General features: G+C 73.4%; 13 protein-coding genes. 7 read left to right on the forward strand and 6 right to left on the reverse strand.

Annotated elements, in window-relative coordinates; genetic code table 11:
- Positions 1 to 4 precede the first annotated feature (4 nt).
- The gene (locus AC29IT_RS06610) at positions 5 to 1,039 is read left to right on the forward strand and encodes a zinc-dependent alcohol dehydrogenase family protein (protein ID WP_358435116.1); all 1,035 of its coding nucleotides are present in this window, start codon (positions 5 to 7) and stop codon (positions 1,037 to 1,039) included.
- Positions 1,040 to 1,120: 81 nt separating this feature from the next.
- Here AC29IT_RS06610 and AC29IT_RS06615 read toward each other — a convergent pair whose 3' ends face one another.
- Complete coding sequence (locus tag AC29IT_RS06615; protein ID WP_358435119.1) at positions 1,121 to 2,965, reverse strand: acyl-CoA dehydrogenase; 1,845 nt, start codon at positions 2,963 to 2,965, stop codon at positions 1,121 to 1,123.
- Positions 2,966 to 3,295: 330 nt separating this feature from the next.
- On the opposite strand from AC29IT_RS06615, the gene AC29IT_RS06620 reads away from it, so the two are divergent.
- On the forward strand, positions 3,296 to 3,832 hold the full coding sequence (locus tag AC29IT_RS06620; RefSeq protein ID WP_358435122.1) for an OmpA family protein: 537 nt from the start codon (positions 3,296 to 3,298) through the stop codon (positions 3,830 to 3,832).
- 69 nt (positions 3,833 to 3,901) lie between these two features.
- Here AC29IT_RS06620 and AC29IT_RS06625 read toward each other — a convergent pair whose 3' ends face one another.
- The 4 genes from AC29IT_RS06625 to AC29IT_RS06640 form a co-directional block, all read right to left on the reverse strand.
- The gene (locus AC29IT_RS06625) at positions 3,902 to 4,234 is read right to left on the reverse strand and encodes a YnfA family protein (protein ID WP_224960536.1); all 333 of its coding nucleotides are present in this window, start codon (positions 4,232 to 4,234) and stop codon (positions 3,902 to 3,904) included.
- A 52-nt stretch (positions 4,235 to 4,286) separates the two neighbouring features.
- Positions 4,287 to 4,970, reverse strand: a complete 684-nt coding sequence (locus tag AC29IT_RS06630; protein WP_488218149.1) for an SDR family oxidoreductase — start codon at positions 4,968 to 4,970, stop codon at positions 4,287 to 4,289.
- A gap of 124 nt (positions 4,971 to 5,094) precedes the next feature.
- The gene (locus tag AC29IT_RS06635; protein WP_488218150.1) at positions 5,095 to 7,155 is read right to left on the reverse strand and encodes a PhoX family protein; all 2,061 of its coding nucleotides are present in this window, start codon (positions 7,153 to 7,155) and stop codon (positions 5,095 to 5,097) included.
- Between the two features lie 253 nt (positions 7,156 to 7,408).
- Positions 7,409 to 8,635 carry an MFS transporter gene (locus AC29IT_RS06640; protein ID WP_358435131.1) on the reverse strand — a complete coding sequence of 409 codons (1,227 nt, stop codon included), beginning with the start codon at positions 8,633 to 8,635 and terminating at the stop codon, positions 7,409 to 7,411.
- A 264-nt stretch (positions 8,636 to 8,899) separates the two neighbouring features.
- Here AC29IT_RS06640 and AC29IT_RS06645 point away from each other — a divergent pair, with 264 nt between their 5' ends.
- Positions 8,900 to 9,547 carry an HAD family hydrolase gene (locus AC29IT_RS06645; protein ID WP_358435134.1) on the forward strand — a complete coding sequence of 216 codons (648 nt, stop codon included), beginning with the start codon at positions 8,900 to 8,902 and terminating at the stop codon, positions 9,545 to 9,547.
- 117 nt (positions 9,548 to 9,664) lie between these two features.
- The gene (locus AC29IT_RS06650; protein WP_488218151.1) at positions 9,665 to 11,152 is read left to right on the forward strand and encodes an alpha/beta hydrolase; all 1,488 of its coding nucleotides are present in this window, start codon (positions 9,665 to 9,667) and stop codon (positions 11,150 to 11,152) included.
- A gap of 41 nt (positions 11,153 to 11,193) precedes the next feature.
- Here AC29IT_RS06650 and AC29IT_RS06655 read toward each other — a convergent pair whose 3' ends face one another.
- Positions 11,194 to 12,993 carry a HEAT repeat domain-containing protein gene (locus AC29IT_RS06655; RefSeq protein WP_488218152.1) on the reverse strand — a complete coding sequence of 600 codons (1,800 nt, stop codon included), beginning with the start codon at positions 12,991 to 12,993 and terminating at the stop codon, positions 11,194 to 11,196.
- A 30-nt stretch (positions 12,994 to 13,023) separates the two neighbouring features.
- On the opposite strand from AC29IT_RS06655, the gene AC29IT_RS06660 reads away from it, so the two are divergent.
- From AC29IT_RS06660 to AC29IT_RS06670, 3 genes are read left to right on the forward strand one after another with little or no spacing between them, the layout of a single operon-like run.
- Entirely contained in the window at positions 13,024 to 13,680 is a 657-nt protein-coding gene (locus tag AC29IT_RS06660) for an N-acetyltransferase family protein (RefSeq protein WP_488218153.1), read from the forward strand.
- 39 nt (positions 13,681 to 13,719) lie between these two features.
- The gene (locus AC29IT_RS06665) at positions 13,720 to 14,226 is read left to right on the forward strand and encodes a DinB family protein (RefSeq protein ID WP_488218154.1); all 507 of its coding nucleotides are present in this window, start codon (positions 13,720 to 13,722) and stop codon (positions 14,224 to 14,226) included.
- 55 nt (positions 14,227 to 14,281) lie between these two features.
- Positions 14,282 to 15,040 carry a 2-phosphosulfolactate phosphatase gene (locus AC29IT_RS06670; protein WP_488218155.1) on the forward strand — a complete coding sequence of 253 codons (759 nt, stop codon included), beginning with the start codon at positions 14,282 to 14,284 and terminating at the stop codon, positions 15,038 to 15,040.
- Positions 15,041 to 15,053 lie beyond the last annotated feature (13 nt).

Raw genomic sequence — 15,053 nt, forward strand, 5'->3', positions numbered from 1 at the left:
ATCGATGCGAGCCACCGTGATCCGCGGCGCGGGCGACGTGCACGTGGAAGAGGTACCGGACGCGGCGCTGCGGGAGCCGACGGACGCGGTCGTGCGGGTGGTGCTGACCTGCGTGTGCGGCAGCGACCTGTGGCCGTACAAGGGCATGGAGCGCGACGAGGACGGGAAGCGGATCGGCCACGAGTTCCTCGGCGTGGTCGAGGAGGTCGGGTCCGAGGTGCGCTCGGTGCGGCCGGGCGACCTGGTCGTCTCGCCGTTCACCTTCTCCGACGGCACCTGCGAGTTCTGCCGGGAGTCGCTGCAGACGTCCTGCCCGTCGGGCGGGGTGTACGGCGCCCCCGGCGAGGACGGTGCGCAGGGCGAGGCGGTGCGGGTGCCGCACGCGGACGGGACCTTGGTGCCGCTGCCGGTGCAGCAGGACGATCCGCTGCTGCCGTCACTGCTCACCCTGGCCGACGTGTTCCCGACGGGCCACCACGCCGCGGTGTCCGCCGGTGTGCGGCGGGGCGGTTCGGTGGCCGTGGTCGGCGACGGGGCCGTCGGCCTGTGCGGGGTGCTGGCGGCGGCCCGGCTCGGCGCCGACCAGCTGATCATCATGGGCAGGCACCAGGACCGCACCGAGCTGGCCCGCGAGTTCGGCGCGACCGACGTGGTGCCGGAGCGCGGCGACGAGGCCGTGCAGCGGGTGCGGGACCTGACCGGCGGCGAAGGGGTGCGCTCGGTGCTGGAGTGCGTGGGCACGGCCGAGTCGATGGCGACCGCGACCCGCCTGGTCCGCGACGGCGGCGCGATCGGCTACGTCGGCGTCCCGCAGGAGGGCGGCGGCCTGGACCTGCGGGAGCTGTTCATGCGCAACGTGCGGATCGGGGGTGGCGTGTGCCCGGCGCGCGCCTACGTCGAGGAGCTGCTGCCGGACGTGCTCTCCGGCGCGGTCCGGCCGGGCCGGGTGTTCGACCACGTCACCGACCTGGACGGGGTGCCGGACGCCTACCGGGCGATGGCCGACCGGAAGGCGCTCAAGGCGCTGGTGCGGGTCTGACCGGGGGAACCGCCCGGTCGTGAGAACGGGCGCGGGCGCCCCCGCCACCGAAGGGGACGCCCGCGCCGGTCCAGCGCCGGATCAGAACACCGACTCGTCCAGCTCCATGATGGAGTTGTCCGCGTTCTCCACGATCTTGCGGCGGCCGGTCAGCTCCGGCAGCACGTTCTTCGCGAAGAAGCGGGCCACCGCGACCTTGCCCTGGTAGAAGGGCTGGTCCTTCGCCGAGGCGCCCGCGTCCAGCGCGGCGAGCGCGATCTCGGCCTGGCGCAGCAGCAGCCAGCCGATGAGCAGGTCGCCCATGCTCATCAGCACGGTGACGGCGTGCTGGCCGACCTTGTAGATGTTGTTCACGTCCTCCTGCGCGGAGGTCAGGAAGCCGAAGACCGCGCCCAGGGTGCCCTGCGCGTCGTCCAGCGCCTTCGCGACCAGCGCGCGCTCCTCCTTGAGCCGGTCGTCCGCGCCCTCGGCCTCCAGCGACTTCTGCACCTCGGCGGCGAGGTGGCCCAGCGCTGCGCCGTTGTTGCGGACGATCTTGCGGAAGAAGAAGTCCTGCGCCTGGATCGCGGTGGTGCCCTCGTACAGGCTGTCGATCTTGGCGTCCCGGATGTACTGCTCGATCGGGTAGTCCTGCAGGTAGCCGGAGCCGCCGAGGGTCTGCAGCGACAGCGTCAGGTTCTCGTACGCCCGCTCCGAGCCGACGCCCTTCACGATCGGCAGCAGCAGGTCGTTGACCTGCTCGGCCAGCGTCACGTCCTCGCCGGTGGACTTGCCCTGGGCGATCTGGTCCTGGTAGGTCGCCGTGTACAGGTACACCGCGCGCAGGCCCTCCGCGTACGCCTTCTGCAGCAGCAGGATGCGGCGCACGTCGGGGTGGTTGGTGATGGTGACGCGCGGGGCGGTCTTGTCGGTGGCCCTGGTCAGGTCGGCGCCCTGCACGCGCTCCTTGGCGTACTCCAGCGCGTTGAGGTAACCGGTGGACAGGGTGGCGATGGCCTTGGTGCCGACCATCATCCGGGCGTACTCGATGACCTGGAACATCTGCGCGATGCCGTCGTGCACCTCGCCGAGCAGCCAGCCCTGCGCGGGCGTGCCGTGCTGGCCGAAGGTCAGCTCGCAGGTGGCGGAGGCGTTCAGGCCCATCTTGTGCTCGACGTTGGTGACGAAGGCGCCGTTGCGCTCGCCCGGCTCACCGGTGGTGGCGTCGAAGTGGAACTTGGGCACCAGGAACAGGCTGAGGCCCTTGGTGCCGGGCTTGCTCTCCACGCCGTCGCCCTCGGGGCGGGCCAGCACCATGTGCATGATGTTCTCGGTCATGTCCTGGTCGGCGGAGGTGATGAACCGCTTCACGCCGTCGAGGTGCCAGCTGCCGTCGGCCTGCTTGACGGCCTTGGTGCGGCCGGAGCCGACGTCGGAACCCGCGTCCGGCTCGGTCAGCACCATGGTGGCGCCCCAGCCGCGCTCGATCATCAGCTCGGCCCAGGCGCGCTGCTCCTCGGTGCCGTTCTTGTGCACGATCCCGGCGAACTGCGGACCCGCCATGTACATGTACACGGCCGGGTTGGCGCCGAGGATCAGCTCGGAGGTCGCCCACTGCACGGTCGGCGGGATGCCGTAGCCGCCGATCTCGTCGGCCAGGCCCAGCCGCCACCACTCGCCGTCCTGGATCTGCTGGTAGGACTTCTTGAACGACTCCGGCAGCGTGACCGAGTGGGTCTTCGGGTCGAACTTCGCCGGAGTGCGGTCGCCCTCCGCGAAGGACTCGGCGAGCGGTCCGGTGGCGAGCGCGTTGAGCTCGCTGAGCACACCGCGCACGGTGTCCTCGTCGGACTGCTCGAACGCCCCGGTGCCGAGCCGGTCCTGCACCTTGAAGAGCTCGAACAGGTTGAATTCGAGGTCGCGGACGTTGCTCTTGTAGTGGCCCATTTCGCAGGCTCCCTCTCCGCACTGATGATCCGAGCCGGCCCCGCTCTCCGGACATGGCCTTACTCGTCGGTAACTCCAGAGTATTACCCCGCAGTAACTTCTGTCGAGCGGGTGGGCCGGAAACCACCGGGAAGGCCCTGTGACATGCGTCGAACCGGGCATCTCGCCCGACGCGCGGCCGATCGCGCAACCCGGACGGCTTCACACGATCGCGTGGGACCCGCGAGCCCGACCTGCCCGGATCTCCACCTCGACATCCAATGGAGGGACCCACGCACCGGGCGCACCCACGCGCGCCGCGCCCGGCGAGCCCGATTCGCGGAGGTCGGCATGGATCGAAGAACAGCCCCCTACGGCGTGGCGGCGGCCGCGCTCGTCGCGCTCCTCGCAGGCTGCTCCGGCGGCGGCGACCACCAGGGCCAGGGCGGCCAGGAGGGCGAGGTGCCACCGGCACCGCCCGCCCAGCAGCAGCAACAGCAGCCGGAGCAGCAGCCGCCGGCCGCACCGGACCCCGCGGCCGCGAAGGCCGCGCTGCAGCAGCAGATCGACGAGGCCCTGAAGCAGAGCCCGATCACCTTCGACGCCGACAGCGCGAAGCTCACCCAGCAGGGCGAGCAGACCGCGACGAAGGCCGCCGAACTGGCAAAGTCGGCACCGCAGGAGCTGAAGTTCACCGTCACCGGCTACGTCGCCGACACCGGCAACCCGTCGCCGACCGACCAAGAGCTGTCCCAGCAGCGCGCGCAGGCCGTAGCCGACAAGTTCACCGAGGCAGGCGTGCCCCAGGAACGCCTGGAGGTCGTCGGCAAGGGCACCGCGGAAGGCGGCACCGAGCAGGACCGGCACGCGACGATCAGCGTCCAGTAGCGGCGACGATCGACCAGGAACGGGAGGGACGCCCGCCGGCTCCCTCCCGTTCGCGCGTCCGCACCCGGCTCAGCCGCGCGGAGCGTACATGATCACGGCGACGCCGACCAGGCACAGCGCCGCACCCGCCAGGTCCCAGCGATCCGGCCGGAACCCGTCCAGCAGCACGCCCCACGCCAGCGAACCCGCCACGAACACCCCGCCGTAGGCGGCGAGGATGCGGCCGAAGTTCGCGTCCGGCTGCAAGGTGGCGACGAACCCGTAGGCGCCCAGCGCGAGCACGCCGGCGCCCATCCACAGCAGGCCCTTGTGCTCGCGCACCCCCTGCCAGACCAGCCAGGCACCACCGATCTCGGCGACGGCGGCGAGCGCGAACAGCACGATCGAACGGAGCACGGTCACCCGGGCACGCTAGCCCGGACCGGCAGCGCCGCTCCGCGCGACCGCGGCCGGGTCAGGAGGGGCGGACGACCAGTTCGGTGAGGTGGGCGTCGGCGGTGGCGCGCACCGCGGTGCAGACCGGGCCCGCGACCGACTCCGGCGTCAGGAAGCGCTCCGGCCGGTACTCGCCGCCCTCGGCGGCGACGATGCCGCGCTGCATGTCCGTGTCCACGCGGCCGGGGAACACCGAGGTCACCCGGACGCCGTTCACGGCCTCCTCGGCGCGCAGCACGTCGGCGAAGGCGCGCAGCGCGAACTTGCTCGCCGCGTAGGAACCCCAGTTCGGCTTGGCGTTCAGCCCCGAACCCGAGTTGATCAGCACCACGTGCCCGGCGGACGCGCGCAGCGCGGGCAGCAGCAGGCGGGTGAGCTCGGTGACCGCGAACAGGTTCAGCTCGAACGTCCGCCGCCACGAGTCCACCGACACGTCCGACACCGCGCCGAGCTCCACCAGACCCGCGCTGTGCACCAGCACGTCCAGCCGCGCCACGTCCTGCACCGCCGCCGCCACCGCGTCCGGATCGGTCAGCTCCACCGGCCACGGGCGGGCCCCGTCGATCTCCGCCGCCAACTCCTGCAGCGCAGCGCCGTCCCGGCCGCCGAGCAGCACGTCGTGGGTCTCGGACAGGGCGCGGGCGGTGGCCGCCCCGATGCCGCGGGAAGCACCCGTGACCAGGGCGATCGGACGTTCAGACATGGTCTGAATCGTATCCGTCGCACGCGCGCGCACGATGGCCCGGGCGCCCGGTGGGCGGGCATGCCGGGGGAGAGCGCAACGAGGGCCTCCCGTGTTCGGAAGGCCCCCGCGCTCGCGGATGCGATCAGCGCACGCCGATCGCACCACCGTCCTCGCGCCACACCACCGCCACCGACGGCCGCGGCTGCGAGGTGCCGCCGTCCGGCCAGTGCGACGTGGGGTGCTGGGCGTCCTCGGCGTCCTCACCGGGGTGCTGCACGTTGACCGTGACCAGGTCGTCGAGGACCACCGGCCCGCAGGTCTCCGCGCCCACCGGCACGGTCAGGAACTGCTTCACCTTGCCGCGCTCCGGCCCGTCCACCGGCACCGCGAACAGCCCGTCGTTCGAGCCGAGCTCGTTGCCGTCGGTGGTGATCCACAGGTTCCCGAACCGGTCGAAGGTGACGTTGTCCGGGCAGGAGATCGGGCTGACCTGCGCCTTGTCGAAGCCGCCGAAGTAGGTGCCCGGATCGTTCGGGTCGCCGCACACCAGCAGCAGGTTCCAGCGGAACCGGGTGCCCGCGGTGTCGTCGGCGAACTCCAGGATGTGCCCGTGCTTGTTGCCGACCCGCGGGTTGGCCTCGTCGACCGGGGCGTTGTCCGCGGAGCCGCGGTTGCTGTTGTTCGTCAGCGCGCAGTACACGCGGCCGTTCACCGGGTTCGGCTCGATGTCCTCCGGCCGGTCCATCTTCGTCGCGCCGAGCGCGTCGGCGGCGAGCCGGGTGAACACGTAGACCTCTTCCGCGGTGAAGCCGGGCACGAAGGACTCGTTCCCGCTGACCAGCTTCAACCACTCACCGGTGCCGTCGAAGCGGCCGTCGGCGGGCAGCGCGCCCGAACCGTCGACCTCCTCGGCCGGGCTGTTGCCGCGGAACCGCGCCACGTAGAGCGTGCCGTCGTCGAGCAGCGCCGAGTTGTGCCGCCTCGCGTGCGCGCTGCGGCCCGGCTTGTACCGGCCGTTCGAGACGAACTTGTAGATGTACTCGAAGCGCTCGTCGTCCCCGGAGTAGGCGACCACCCGGCCGTCCTCGGCGATCTGGATGGTGGCGCCCTCGTGCTTGAACCGGCCCAGCGCGGTGTGCTTGACCGGGGTGGACGTCGGGTCGTTCGGGTCGATCTCCACGACCCAGCCGAAGCGGTGCGGCTCGTTCGGCTCCTGCGACACGTCCCAGCGGCGGTCGAAGCGCTCCCACTTGCGGTCGGTCTCGCCGGTGCCGATGACGTAGCGCCGGTAGCGCTCCGCCGCGACCGGCTCGGTGATCAGCTCGGAGTGGCCGAAGTACTGGTGGAAGTTCTCCTCGCCGGACAGGATCGTGCCCCACGGGGTGACGCCGCCCGCGCAGTTGTTCTGGGTGCCGAGCACCCGGGTGCCGGTGGGGTCGGCGGAGGTCTTGAGGAAGTCGCTGCCCGCGGCCGGACCGCGCACCTCGAACTCGGTGTTCAGCGTGATGCGGCGGTTGTACCGGCCGCGCCGGGCGACCAGGCCCTCGCCGCGCTCCTTCGCGACCTCCACGACGGACAGGCCGTGCGCGGCCCAGGCGATGCGGGCCTGCTCCTCGGTGGGGTTCTCCTCGTCGTAGTCCGGGAACATGTGCGACTCGGTGGTGTACTCGTGGTTGACCACGAGCAGCCCGCGCCTGCCGCTGCCGTCCAGCGGGACGAACCCGGCGAAGTCGTTGTTGTAGCCGAACTGCTGCTCCTGCGCCGCCGCCGACTGGTGGTGGAAGTCGAACTCGGGGGCGCCGTCGACGAGCGGATCGCCCCAGCGGATCACGATGCCCTGCGCGTAGCCCTCGGGGACCGTGATGCGGTCCTCCTGGTTCGGCGCGACCGGCGCGAAGTCGGTCCCCGGCACCGGCCGGCCGGTGGGGTGCGCGGCCTGCGCGGGAGCCGCCGCGGCCGTGCCGGACAGCGCGGAAGCGCCACCGATGGCCAGCGCCAGCACGCCGCCCGCCTTGAGCGCGCCGCGGCGGTCGAGGACGCTCGCCACGACGTCGCCGAAGTAGCCGTTGCCCGAGGTGTTCGGCGCGTCGTGCGCGCAGGCGTTGCCGCAGCGGTACTTGCAGGTGGCCGACGCCCGGCGCGCGGAGTGGTTCGACAGCAGTGGCAGCGGGACGACCCGCCCGCCGTCCGGTCGGGTGGACACACGGACCTCCAGGTGTCAGTCAGGAACACCTGGACGCTATGCCGATCAGGCGAGGTCCCCTGGACGTGCAGGTGAACAGCACCCGAACTCATGACGCTCGGTCGTCGGACACCCGTTGGAGCCCTTCCACCGCACCGCTGGACCGCGGCACCCCATCACCCTCCGCAAGGGGAATCCGGCGGCACGGCCCGCGACGCGAGCGGACCGCGCGCCCCCCCGCGGGGGTGCGAGCGGTCCGCTGCTCAGCCGGTGGTCAGAACTCCTCGCCGACGACGGCCGCCTCGGCCGGGACGCGGTGCGGATCGGTCCGCTTGCGCAGGTCCACCAGCAGCAGGCCCGCCGAAACCACGCACAGCACCGCTGCCACCGCGAACGGCGCGTGCGGCGAACCGAACCAGTCCGCCACGTGCCCGACCAGCGTCGCCGCGACCGCGCCGCCGAACCAGCGGCAGAAGTTGTAACCGGCGCTGGCCACCGAGCGCGGCGCGTCGCTGACACTCATCGCGGTCCCGGTGAACAGCGTGTTCAGCAGCCCGGAGGCGATACCGCTGAGGATCACCGCCACCACCACGACCGGCTTCGACCCGACCGCCATCACCAGCAGCAGCACCGCGTACAGCAGCACCGCGAGCACCGTGCCGCCCGCGTCACCGAACCGGGCGGCGAGCTTCGGCGCGAGCGTCACGCCCGCCACCGCCACGCACAGGCCCCAGCCGAAGAACACCAGGCCGACCGCGATCGCCCCGAACTCCAGCACGAACGGCGCCCACGCGAGCACCACGAAGAACGCGGCCGTGTAGAACGCGGACCCCAGCGCGGTGCGCAGCAGGCCGCCGTGCCCGAGGGCGCGCAGCGGGTCGAGCAGCCGCACCTTCGGCCGCGTCGCCGGGTCCTTGTCGTCGGCGGGCAGGAAGCCCGCCGAGAGCACCAGCGCGATCGCCATCAGCACCGCGGTGCCCGCGAACGGCCCGCGCCAGGAGATGTCGCCCAGCAGGGCGCCGAGCAGCGGCCCGGTGGACAGGCCGATGCCGAGCGCCGCCTCGTAGAGCAGGATCGCGGCCTGCTGGCCGCCGCTGGCCGCGCCGACGATCACCGACAGCGCGGTGGCGATGAAGAACGCGTTGCCCAGGCCCCACACCGCGCGCAGCGCCACCAGCTGCCCGATGGAACCGGCGACCGCGCAGGCCAGCGTGGCCAGCACGATCAGCACCAGTCCGGTGACGACGGTGCGCTTCGGCCCGAAGCGGGCGCTGAACGCGCCGGTCACGAGCATCGCCACCACCTGCACGCCCAGGTAGGACGAGAACAGCAGGGTGACCTGCTCGGGTCCGGCGTTCAGGGCTTGGGCGATGGACAGCAGGATCGGGTCGACCAGGCCGATGCCCATGAAAGCGATGACCGCGGCGAACGCGGTGATCCACACCGCTTTCGGCTGGCCCTTGAAGACGTCCAGCAACCGGACGTCGTGCGTGCCGCTCATCGGCCGCCACTCCTCAGCATCTCGGGGTGAGCCGTTCCGCCTCGCGCGTGCCGCCCACCGGGTAGTTCGTTCGCAATGCTAACTTTCTGGTGGTTCTCCGGCCAGCCGTCATGAGCAGGCACACAGCCCGGACGGCTCCATCCGCAGCAGTGCGACGCCGCGACCGGAGCAACCCGCCCGGCGCGCCACCGCCGCACCACTCCTGCACCACCGCCGCACCACCGAGCGGGACGCACCCGCGCCTCGGCTCCTACGATCGGCGACGTGACTCCCGCAGCCGTGCTCTTCGACCTCGACGGCGTCCTCGTCGACTCCGAACAACTCTGGGACCGGATCCGCCGCGACGTCGTCGCCGCCCACGGCGGCCGGTGGACCGACGACGCGACCCGGGCCATGCAGGGCATGAGCACCCCGGAGTGGGCCCGCTACCTCGTCGACGACCTCGGCGCGCAGCTCACCGCCGACGACGCCGCCGAGCGGGTCATCGCCGAGATGGCCCGCGTCTACGCCGCGGACGCGCCCGTGCTGCCCGGCGCCGCCGACACCCTGCGGCGCGTCGCCGAGCGGTTCCCCACCGCCATCGCCAGCTCCGCACCGCCGCGGATCATCCAGGCGTTCCTGGACAGCACCGGCCTCACCGTCGGCGCCACCCTCTCCAGCGAGCAGGTCGGCAGGGGCAAACCCGCGCCCGACGTGTACCTGGAGGCCGCGCGGCTGCTCGGCACCTCCGCCGCCGACTGCGCCGCCGTCGAGGACTCCAGCAACGGGCTGCGCGCCGCCACCGCCTCCGGAGCCACCGTGTTCGCGGTGCCCAACGCGCACTTCCCGCCCGCCGAGGACGCCCTCGCTGGCGCGCACCGCGTGCTCGGCGACATCACCGAACTCCCCGCCGCCCTCGACGAACTCGGCTGACCACCGGCCGAGCGCCCGCGGCCGAACGGAGCAACTCCACTCCCGACCCGTTGACCCTGCCCCTGGGACACGCCGTTGAGTGCTCTCGGGAGAACACCGAGGGATGAGGGGCAGGACATGGATCTCAAGCGGAGCGCGGCCCGGAGTGCGGCCGCGCTGATCGCGGCGGGCCTCGCGGGCTCGCTGCTGGCGGTACCGGCGTCGGCCGAGAACACCGCGCCGGAGCTGGAGTGGGGGCCGTGCCCGGCGGACGTGGTGACCGACCCGCTACCGGTGCAGTGCGCCGTGGTGCCGGTGCCGGTGGACTACTCCGACCCGGACGGCGCGCAGCTCGACCTCACGATCTCGCGGCTGGCCAGCCAGCACCCCGAGCAGCGGCGCGGCGTGCTGCTGCTCAACCCCGGCGGGCCCGGCGGCTCCGGGCTGTCCTTCGGCGCCGATCTGGCGAGCCGGGGTCTGCCCGCGAGCGTGCTGGACTCCTACGACCTGATCGGGATGGACACCAGGGGAGTGGGCCACTCCTCCCCGGTGAGCTGCGGCTTCACCGACGAGCAGGCGCGCTACGGGAACATCCCGCCGTACGCGGCGGACGACGCCGCGGTCACCGAGCGGGCCGAGGAGGTGCGCGTCATCGCAGAGCAGTGCGACCAGCACGACGACGGGCGGCTGAGCAGCCTCACCACCGCGAACATGGCGCGCGACCTGGACCGGATCCGGGCCGCGCTCGGCGAGGAGCAGGCGAGCTTCTACGGCGCGTCCTACGGTTCCGCGCTGGGCGCCGCGTACGCCTCGATGTTCCCGGAGCGGGCCGACCGGGTGGTGCTGGACAGCAACATCGGCGACACCGCGCTGGACCGGGACGGGATGCGCCGGTTCGCGCTCGGCGCCGAGCAGGCCTTCCCGGACTTCGCGGCGTGGGTCGCGCAGCGCGGCGACTCCTACGGCCTCGGCGGCACGCCGGAGGAGGTGCGGCGCACCTACTTCGACCTCGCCGAACGCCTCGACGCCCACCCGTTCGCCGGGGTGGACGGGGCGCAGTTCCGGCTGGCCACCTTCGTCGGGCTGTACGCCGAATCGACCTACGGCCGGACCGCGCAGCTCTGGCAGTCGCTGCGCGACTCCGACGAGGGCGCGGTGCGCGCGCAGCAACTCGCCGGGTCGGACACCTCGGCGTTGGACAACTCGCTGTCGGTGTTCCTCGCGGTGACCTGCAACGACGTCCCCTGGCCGGAGGACGTCGAGACCTACCGGCGCGACGTGGCCGCGGACCGGGCGGAGTTCCCGCTGTTCGGCGCGGCCGCCGCGAACGTGCTGCCCTGCGCGTTCTGGGCGCACGAGCCCGCCGAACCGCGGGTGCCGGTCCGCGCCGACGGGCCGGAGAACGTGCTCATCGTGCAGAACCGCCGCGACCCGGTCACCCCGCACCGCGGCGGCGAGCTGCTCCGGGAGAAGTTCGGCGACCGCGCACGGCTGGTCAGCGCCGACGAGGCCGGGCACGGCGCCTACGTGCTCGGCGGCAACGCCTGCGTGCTGGACGTGACCACCGCGTTCCTCGTGGACGGGGAGCGCCCGGCCCAGGACCTGTCCTGCCCGGCCGCCGGCTGATCGTCCCCGGTCCGGCCGGGCGGGTGGACCGCCAGGCCGGATCAGGCGGTGTTCAAGCGGTCCAGGCGTTCCCGGGCCGCGGTGGACACCTGCTCGTCGGGGTGGGCGGCGGCGACGACGCCGAGCACCACGTCGGCCCGCGCGTCCCCGGTCCGGGCGATCCCGTCGAGGACCGCCAGCTGGTCCGGGGTGGTGCGGGTCCGGAAGTCGGCGAGGAACGCGGCCGAGTCCTCGCGCGCGGTCACCGCCATCGCGTCCAGCGCCACCACCAGCTCGTCCCCGTCGCGCAGCTCCACGTCCCGCTCGGTCGGCCGCACCCGCAGCCACATCCGGGCGGCGGGCCCGCACACCGGGTCCTCGCGCAGCCCGCGCACCGCGGCCACGCCTTCGTCGCCGGTGTGCTCCAGCAGCCACAGCGCGCCGAGCCGCACCTCGGGGTCGTCGACGCGGCGCAGCAGGTCGGCGAGTTCCACGGCGGCCGCCGCCCGGCCGCGGAGCCCGACCCAGCCCGCGACGACCTCGCCCACCACGTCCGGCGGGCCGCCCGGCAGCGCGAGCACCACCACCTCGGCGGGCAGCGCCACCGCCTCCTCCAGCGTCGGGGCGATGAACCCGTACCCGCGCAGCGAGCCGTGCGCGGCCCACACGCCCAGCGGCAGCAGCTCCACCACCGTCCGGTCCGCCGAGCCGGGCGCGAACGCCTCGATCCGCTCCAGCAGTTCCGGCAGCTCGGTGCGGTAGCGGCGCAGCACGCCCAGCGGTTCCCAGAGCCGCAGCACCCGGTCCACCACGCGCGCCACCGCGGGCCGCGCGTCGGCCCGGTCGGTGATCGCGTGCAGCACCAGGCCCACCACCTGCTCGACCGGCACCGCGCCGGTGTCGGTGTAGAGCGCGCTGAGCACCGCCTGCACCAGTTCCGGGAACGCGTCCTCGCCGTCGAGCAGCCCGTCCAGCAGCTCGGCGTCCGCCCCGGCGACCTCGTCGAGCAGCACGAACGACTGCCACAGCCGCGTCCACAGCACGCCCGGTTCGGCCAGCAGCGGGGTGCTGATCGCGCTGCGCACCACCCGGCCGTCGAGGATCCGCACCAGGTGCGCGCGGTCCGCCCACGCCGCGGTGGCCGGTGCCAGGTCCGGCTCGCAGTCGAGCGCCGCGGCCAGTTCCGCCCCGTCGCCGAGCTCGCGGCCGGTGCCGGCCCAGCGCAGCAGCGCCGCCATCCGCGCGATGATCGGAGTGCCCGCCGCTTCGGCGTCCGGCGTCGCACCGTCGGGGATGCGCATCGGTGGCAGCCAGTGCACCGGGACGGGCAGCGGTTCCCGGTCGGCCCGTTCTTCGACGGTGCGCAGCACGGCCCGGTCCAGCTCGATCTCGCCGTCGTCCACCGCGGCGACGAACCGGGCGAACGCGCCTTTCGCGCCGAGGTCGACGCCGTGCTCCCGAGCGGCCAGCGACCAGAACTTCTCCGGCCCCCACTCGGCCGGTTCGGCCATCGCCGCCAGGAAGGCGGGCCGGGCCTCGTCGATCGCCGCGTGCAGCGCGGACACCGGGTCGCTGCCGGCCATCAGCAGCCGTTCCCCGGCGAGGAAGTCCACCCACTCGTGCAGCAGCTCCGGCACCGCCGCCCAGCGGGGCAGCACCAGGTGCCGGGGCACCACCTCGGTGAGCACCCGCACCAGGTCGGGCGCGGTCCAGCGGGCGAGCAGCCCGTCCCGCGCGCACTTGTCCCGCAGCAGCACGCCGAGCAGGTCGGGCGCGTCGGGGCGCGCACCGAACCGCTCGGACAGCGCGGCGGCGGAGGCGGCGAAGCCGTCCACCTCACCGTGCAGGAAAACGGTGCGCATCAGTTCGCCCTTCGCCGCGACCGGTACCGGATGTGCATCGAGGGTAGGGAGCGGACGTTGATCACTCCGGCAGCGCGTGCCCCGGCGTGTCGGCCCGGTGCGCCCGGTGTTCGCCCGCGGCGCGGTCGTCCGAGGTCACGGCGATCGGACGAGCGGCGGAAAACCGATTGTTCACCCACCCGGGCCGCACTAGCGTTCGCCGCATGCGGATCCGGGAGTTCGTCGAGGCCGACTGGCCCGAGGTGTGGCCGATCCTCCGCGAGGTGGCGCGCGGGCGAGACGTTCTGCTACGAGCGGGACCTGTCCGCCGAGCAGGCCCGCGAGCTCTGGCTGGAACGGCCGCCGGGCCGCACCACCGTCGCCGAGGTCGACGGGCGGGTGCTGGGCACCGCCAAGATGGGGCCGAACCGGGCAGGACCGGGCGCGCACGTGTCCACCGCGAGCTTCATGGTCGCCGCGGAGGCGCGCGGCCGAGGCGTCGGCGGCGGGCTGTGCGGGGATGCTCTGTCCTGGGCGCGCGGCGCCGGCTACGCGGGGATGCAGTTCAACGCGGTCGTCGAGTCGAACCGCTCGGCCGTCGCGCTCTACGAGCGGCTCGGCTTCGCGGTGATCGGCACCGTGCCCGGCGCGTTCGAGCACCCCGAGCTGGGCCGGATCGGCCTGCACGTCATGTACTGCCCGTTCTGAGCCCCGGTTCTGATCCCTCGTTCTGATCCAGGAGTGCTCGTGCCCGCCGAACGTCCCGCCCCGCCGACGACCGGCGCCGAACGACCGATGCTGCGCGCCTACCTGGACTTCCACCGGGCGACGCTGGCCATCAAGTGCGACGGCCTCGCGGACGAGGAGCTGCGCAGGCGGGCGTCCCCGCCGTCCGAGCTGAGCCTGCTCGGCCTGCTGCGACACCTGGCCGAGGTCGAGCGGGCCTGGTTCCGCCGCACCATCGCGGGCGAGGCCGTCCCGCTGGTGTGGTCCGCCGACGGCGACTTCCAGGCCGCCTACGACCCGAGCGGGTGCACCGGGGCGGAGGCGTTCGCCGCGTGGCGCGCCGAGGTCGAGCACTCCCGCCGCATCGAGCGCGAAGCCGAGTCCCTCGACGTCGTGGCCCGCGACCCGCGCTCCGGCACCGACGTCTCGCTGCGCCTGGTGCTGCTGCACCTGATCCACGAGTACGCCCGGCACAACGGCCACGCCGACCTCCTCCGCGAAGCGATCGACGGCACCACCGGCGCCTGACCGGCCATTCCGGAACGCCGCTCGCGAGCGAGGTGTCCTCGTTATCGTCCGCTGCATGGCGAATCCGCACGCGCAGGAGCCCTGGTCGGCCCGGTTCGACTGGGGGCCGGTCGGCGCCGAGACCTTGGCCGGAGCGTCCGACCTGGTCGCCGTCGTCGACGTGCTGTCCTTCACCACCGCGCTGACCGTCGCGGTCGACCGGGGGATCGAGGTCTTCCCCTTCCGCTGGCGGGACGAGCGCGCCGAGCGGTTCGCGCAGGAGCGCGACGCCGTGCTGGCCGTGGGCCGGTCGGCGGCGCGGCCGGGGCGGATCAGCCTCTCCGCCGGGACCATCCGAGCCGCCGGCCCGGTCCGCAGGCTCGTCCTCCCGTCGCCGAACGGATCGACGATCGCGCAGGACGTCGCCGCGACCGGCACGACCCTGATCGGCGTCAGCCTGCGCAACGCCACCGCCGCCGCGGAGTGGACGAGGAACCGGCTCGCCGCGGTGCGCGGAGCGTCCGTGTCGGTCATCGCCGCTGGTGAGCGCTGGCCGGACGGTTCGTTGCGCCCTGCCGTCGAGGACCTCTGGGGTGCCGGTGCCTACCTCGCCGCGCTCGACGCGCAGGGCTTCGGGTCGTTCGCACCCGAGGCGTTCTCCGCGGCCGCCGCCCACCGCGCGGTCGCCGGTGACCTGCCGGCGCGGTTGCGCGCGAGCGCGAGCGGGCGGGAACTCGTCGACGGGGGCTTCGCCGACGACGTCGAGATCGCCGCCGAGGTCGATGCGAGCACCGCGGTGCCCCTCCTCCGCGAGGAGAGCTTCACCGCGGCCTGATCCGGCCGCCGCC

This window comes from Saccharopolyspora sp. MMCC62 (assembly GCF_057736575.1).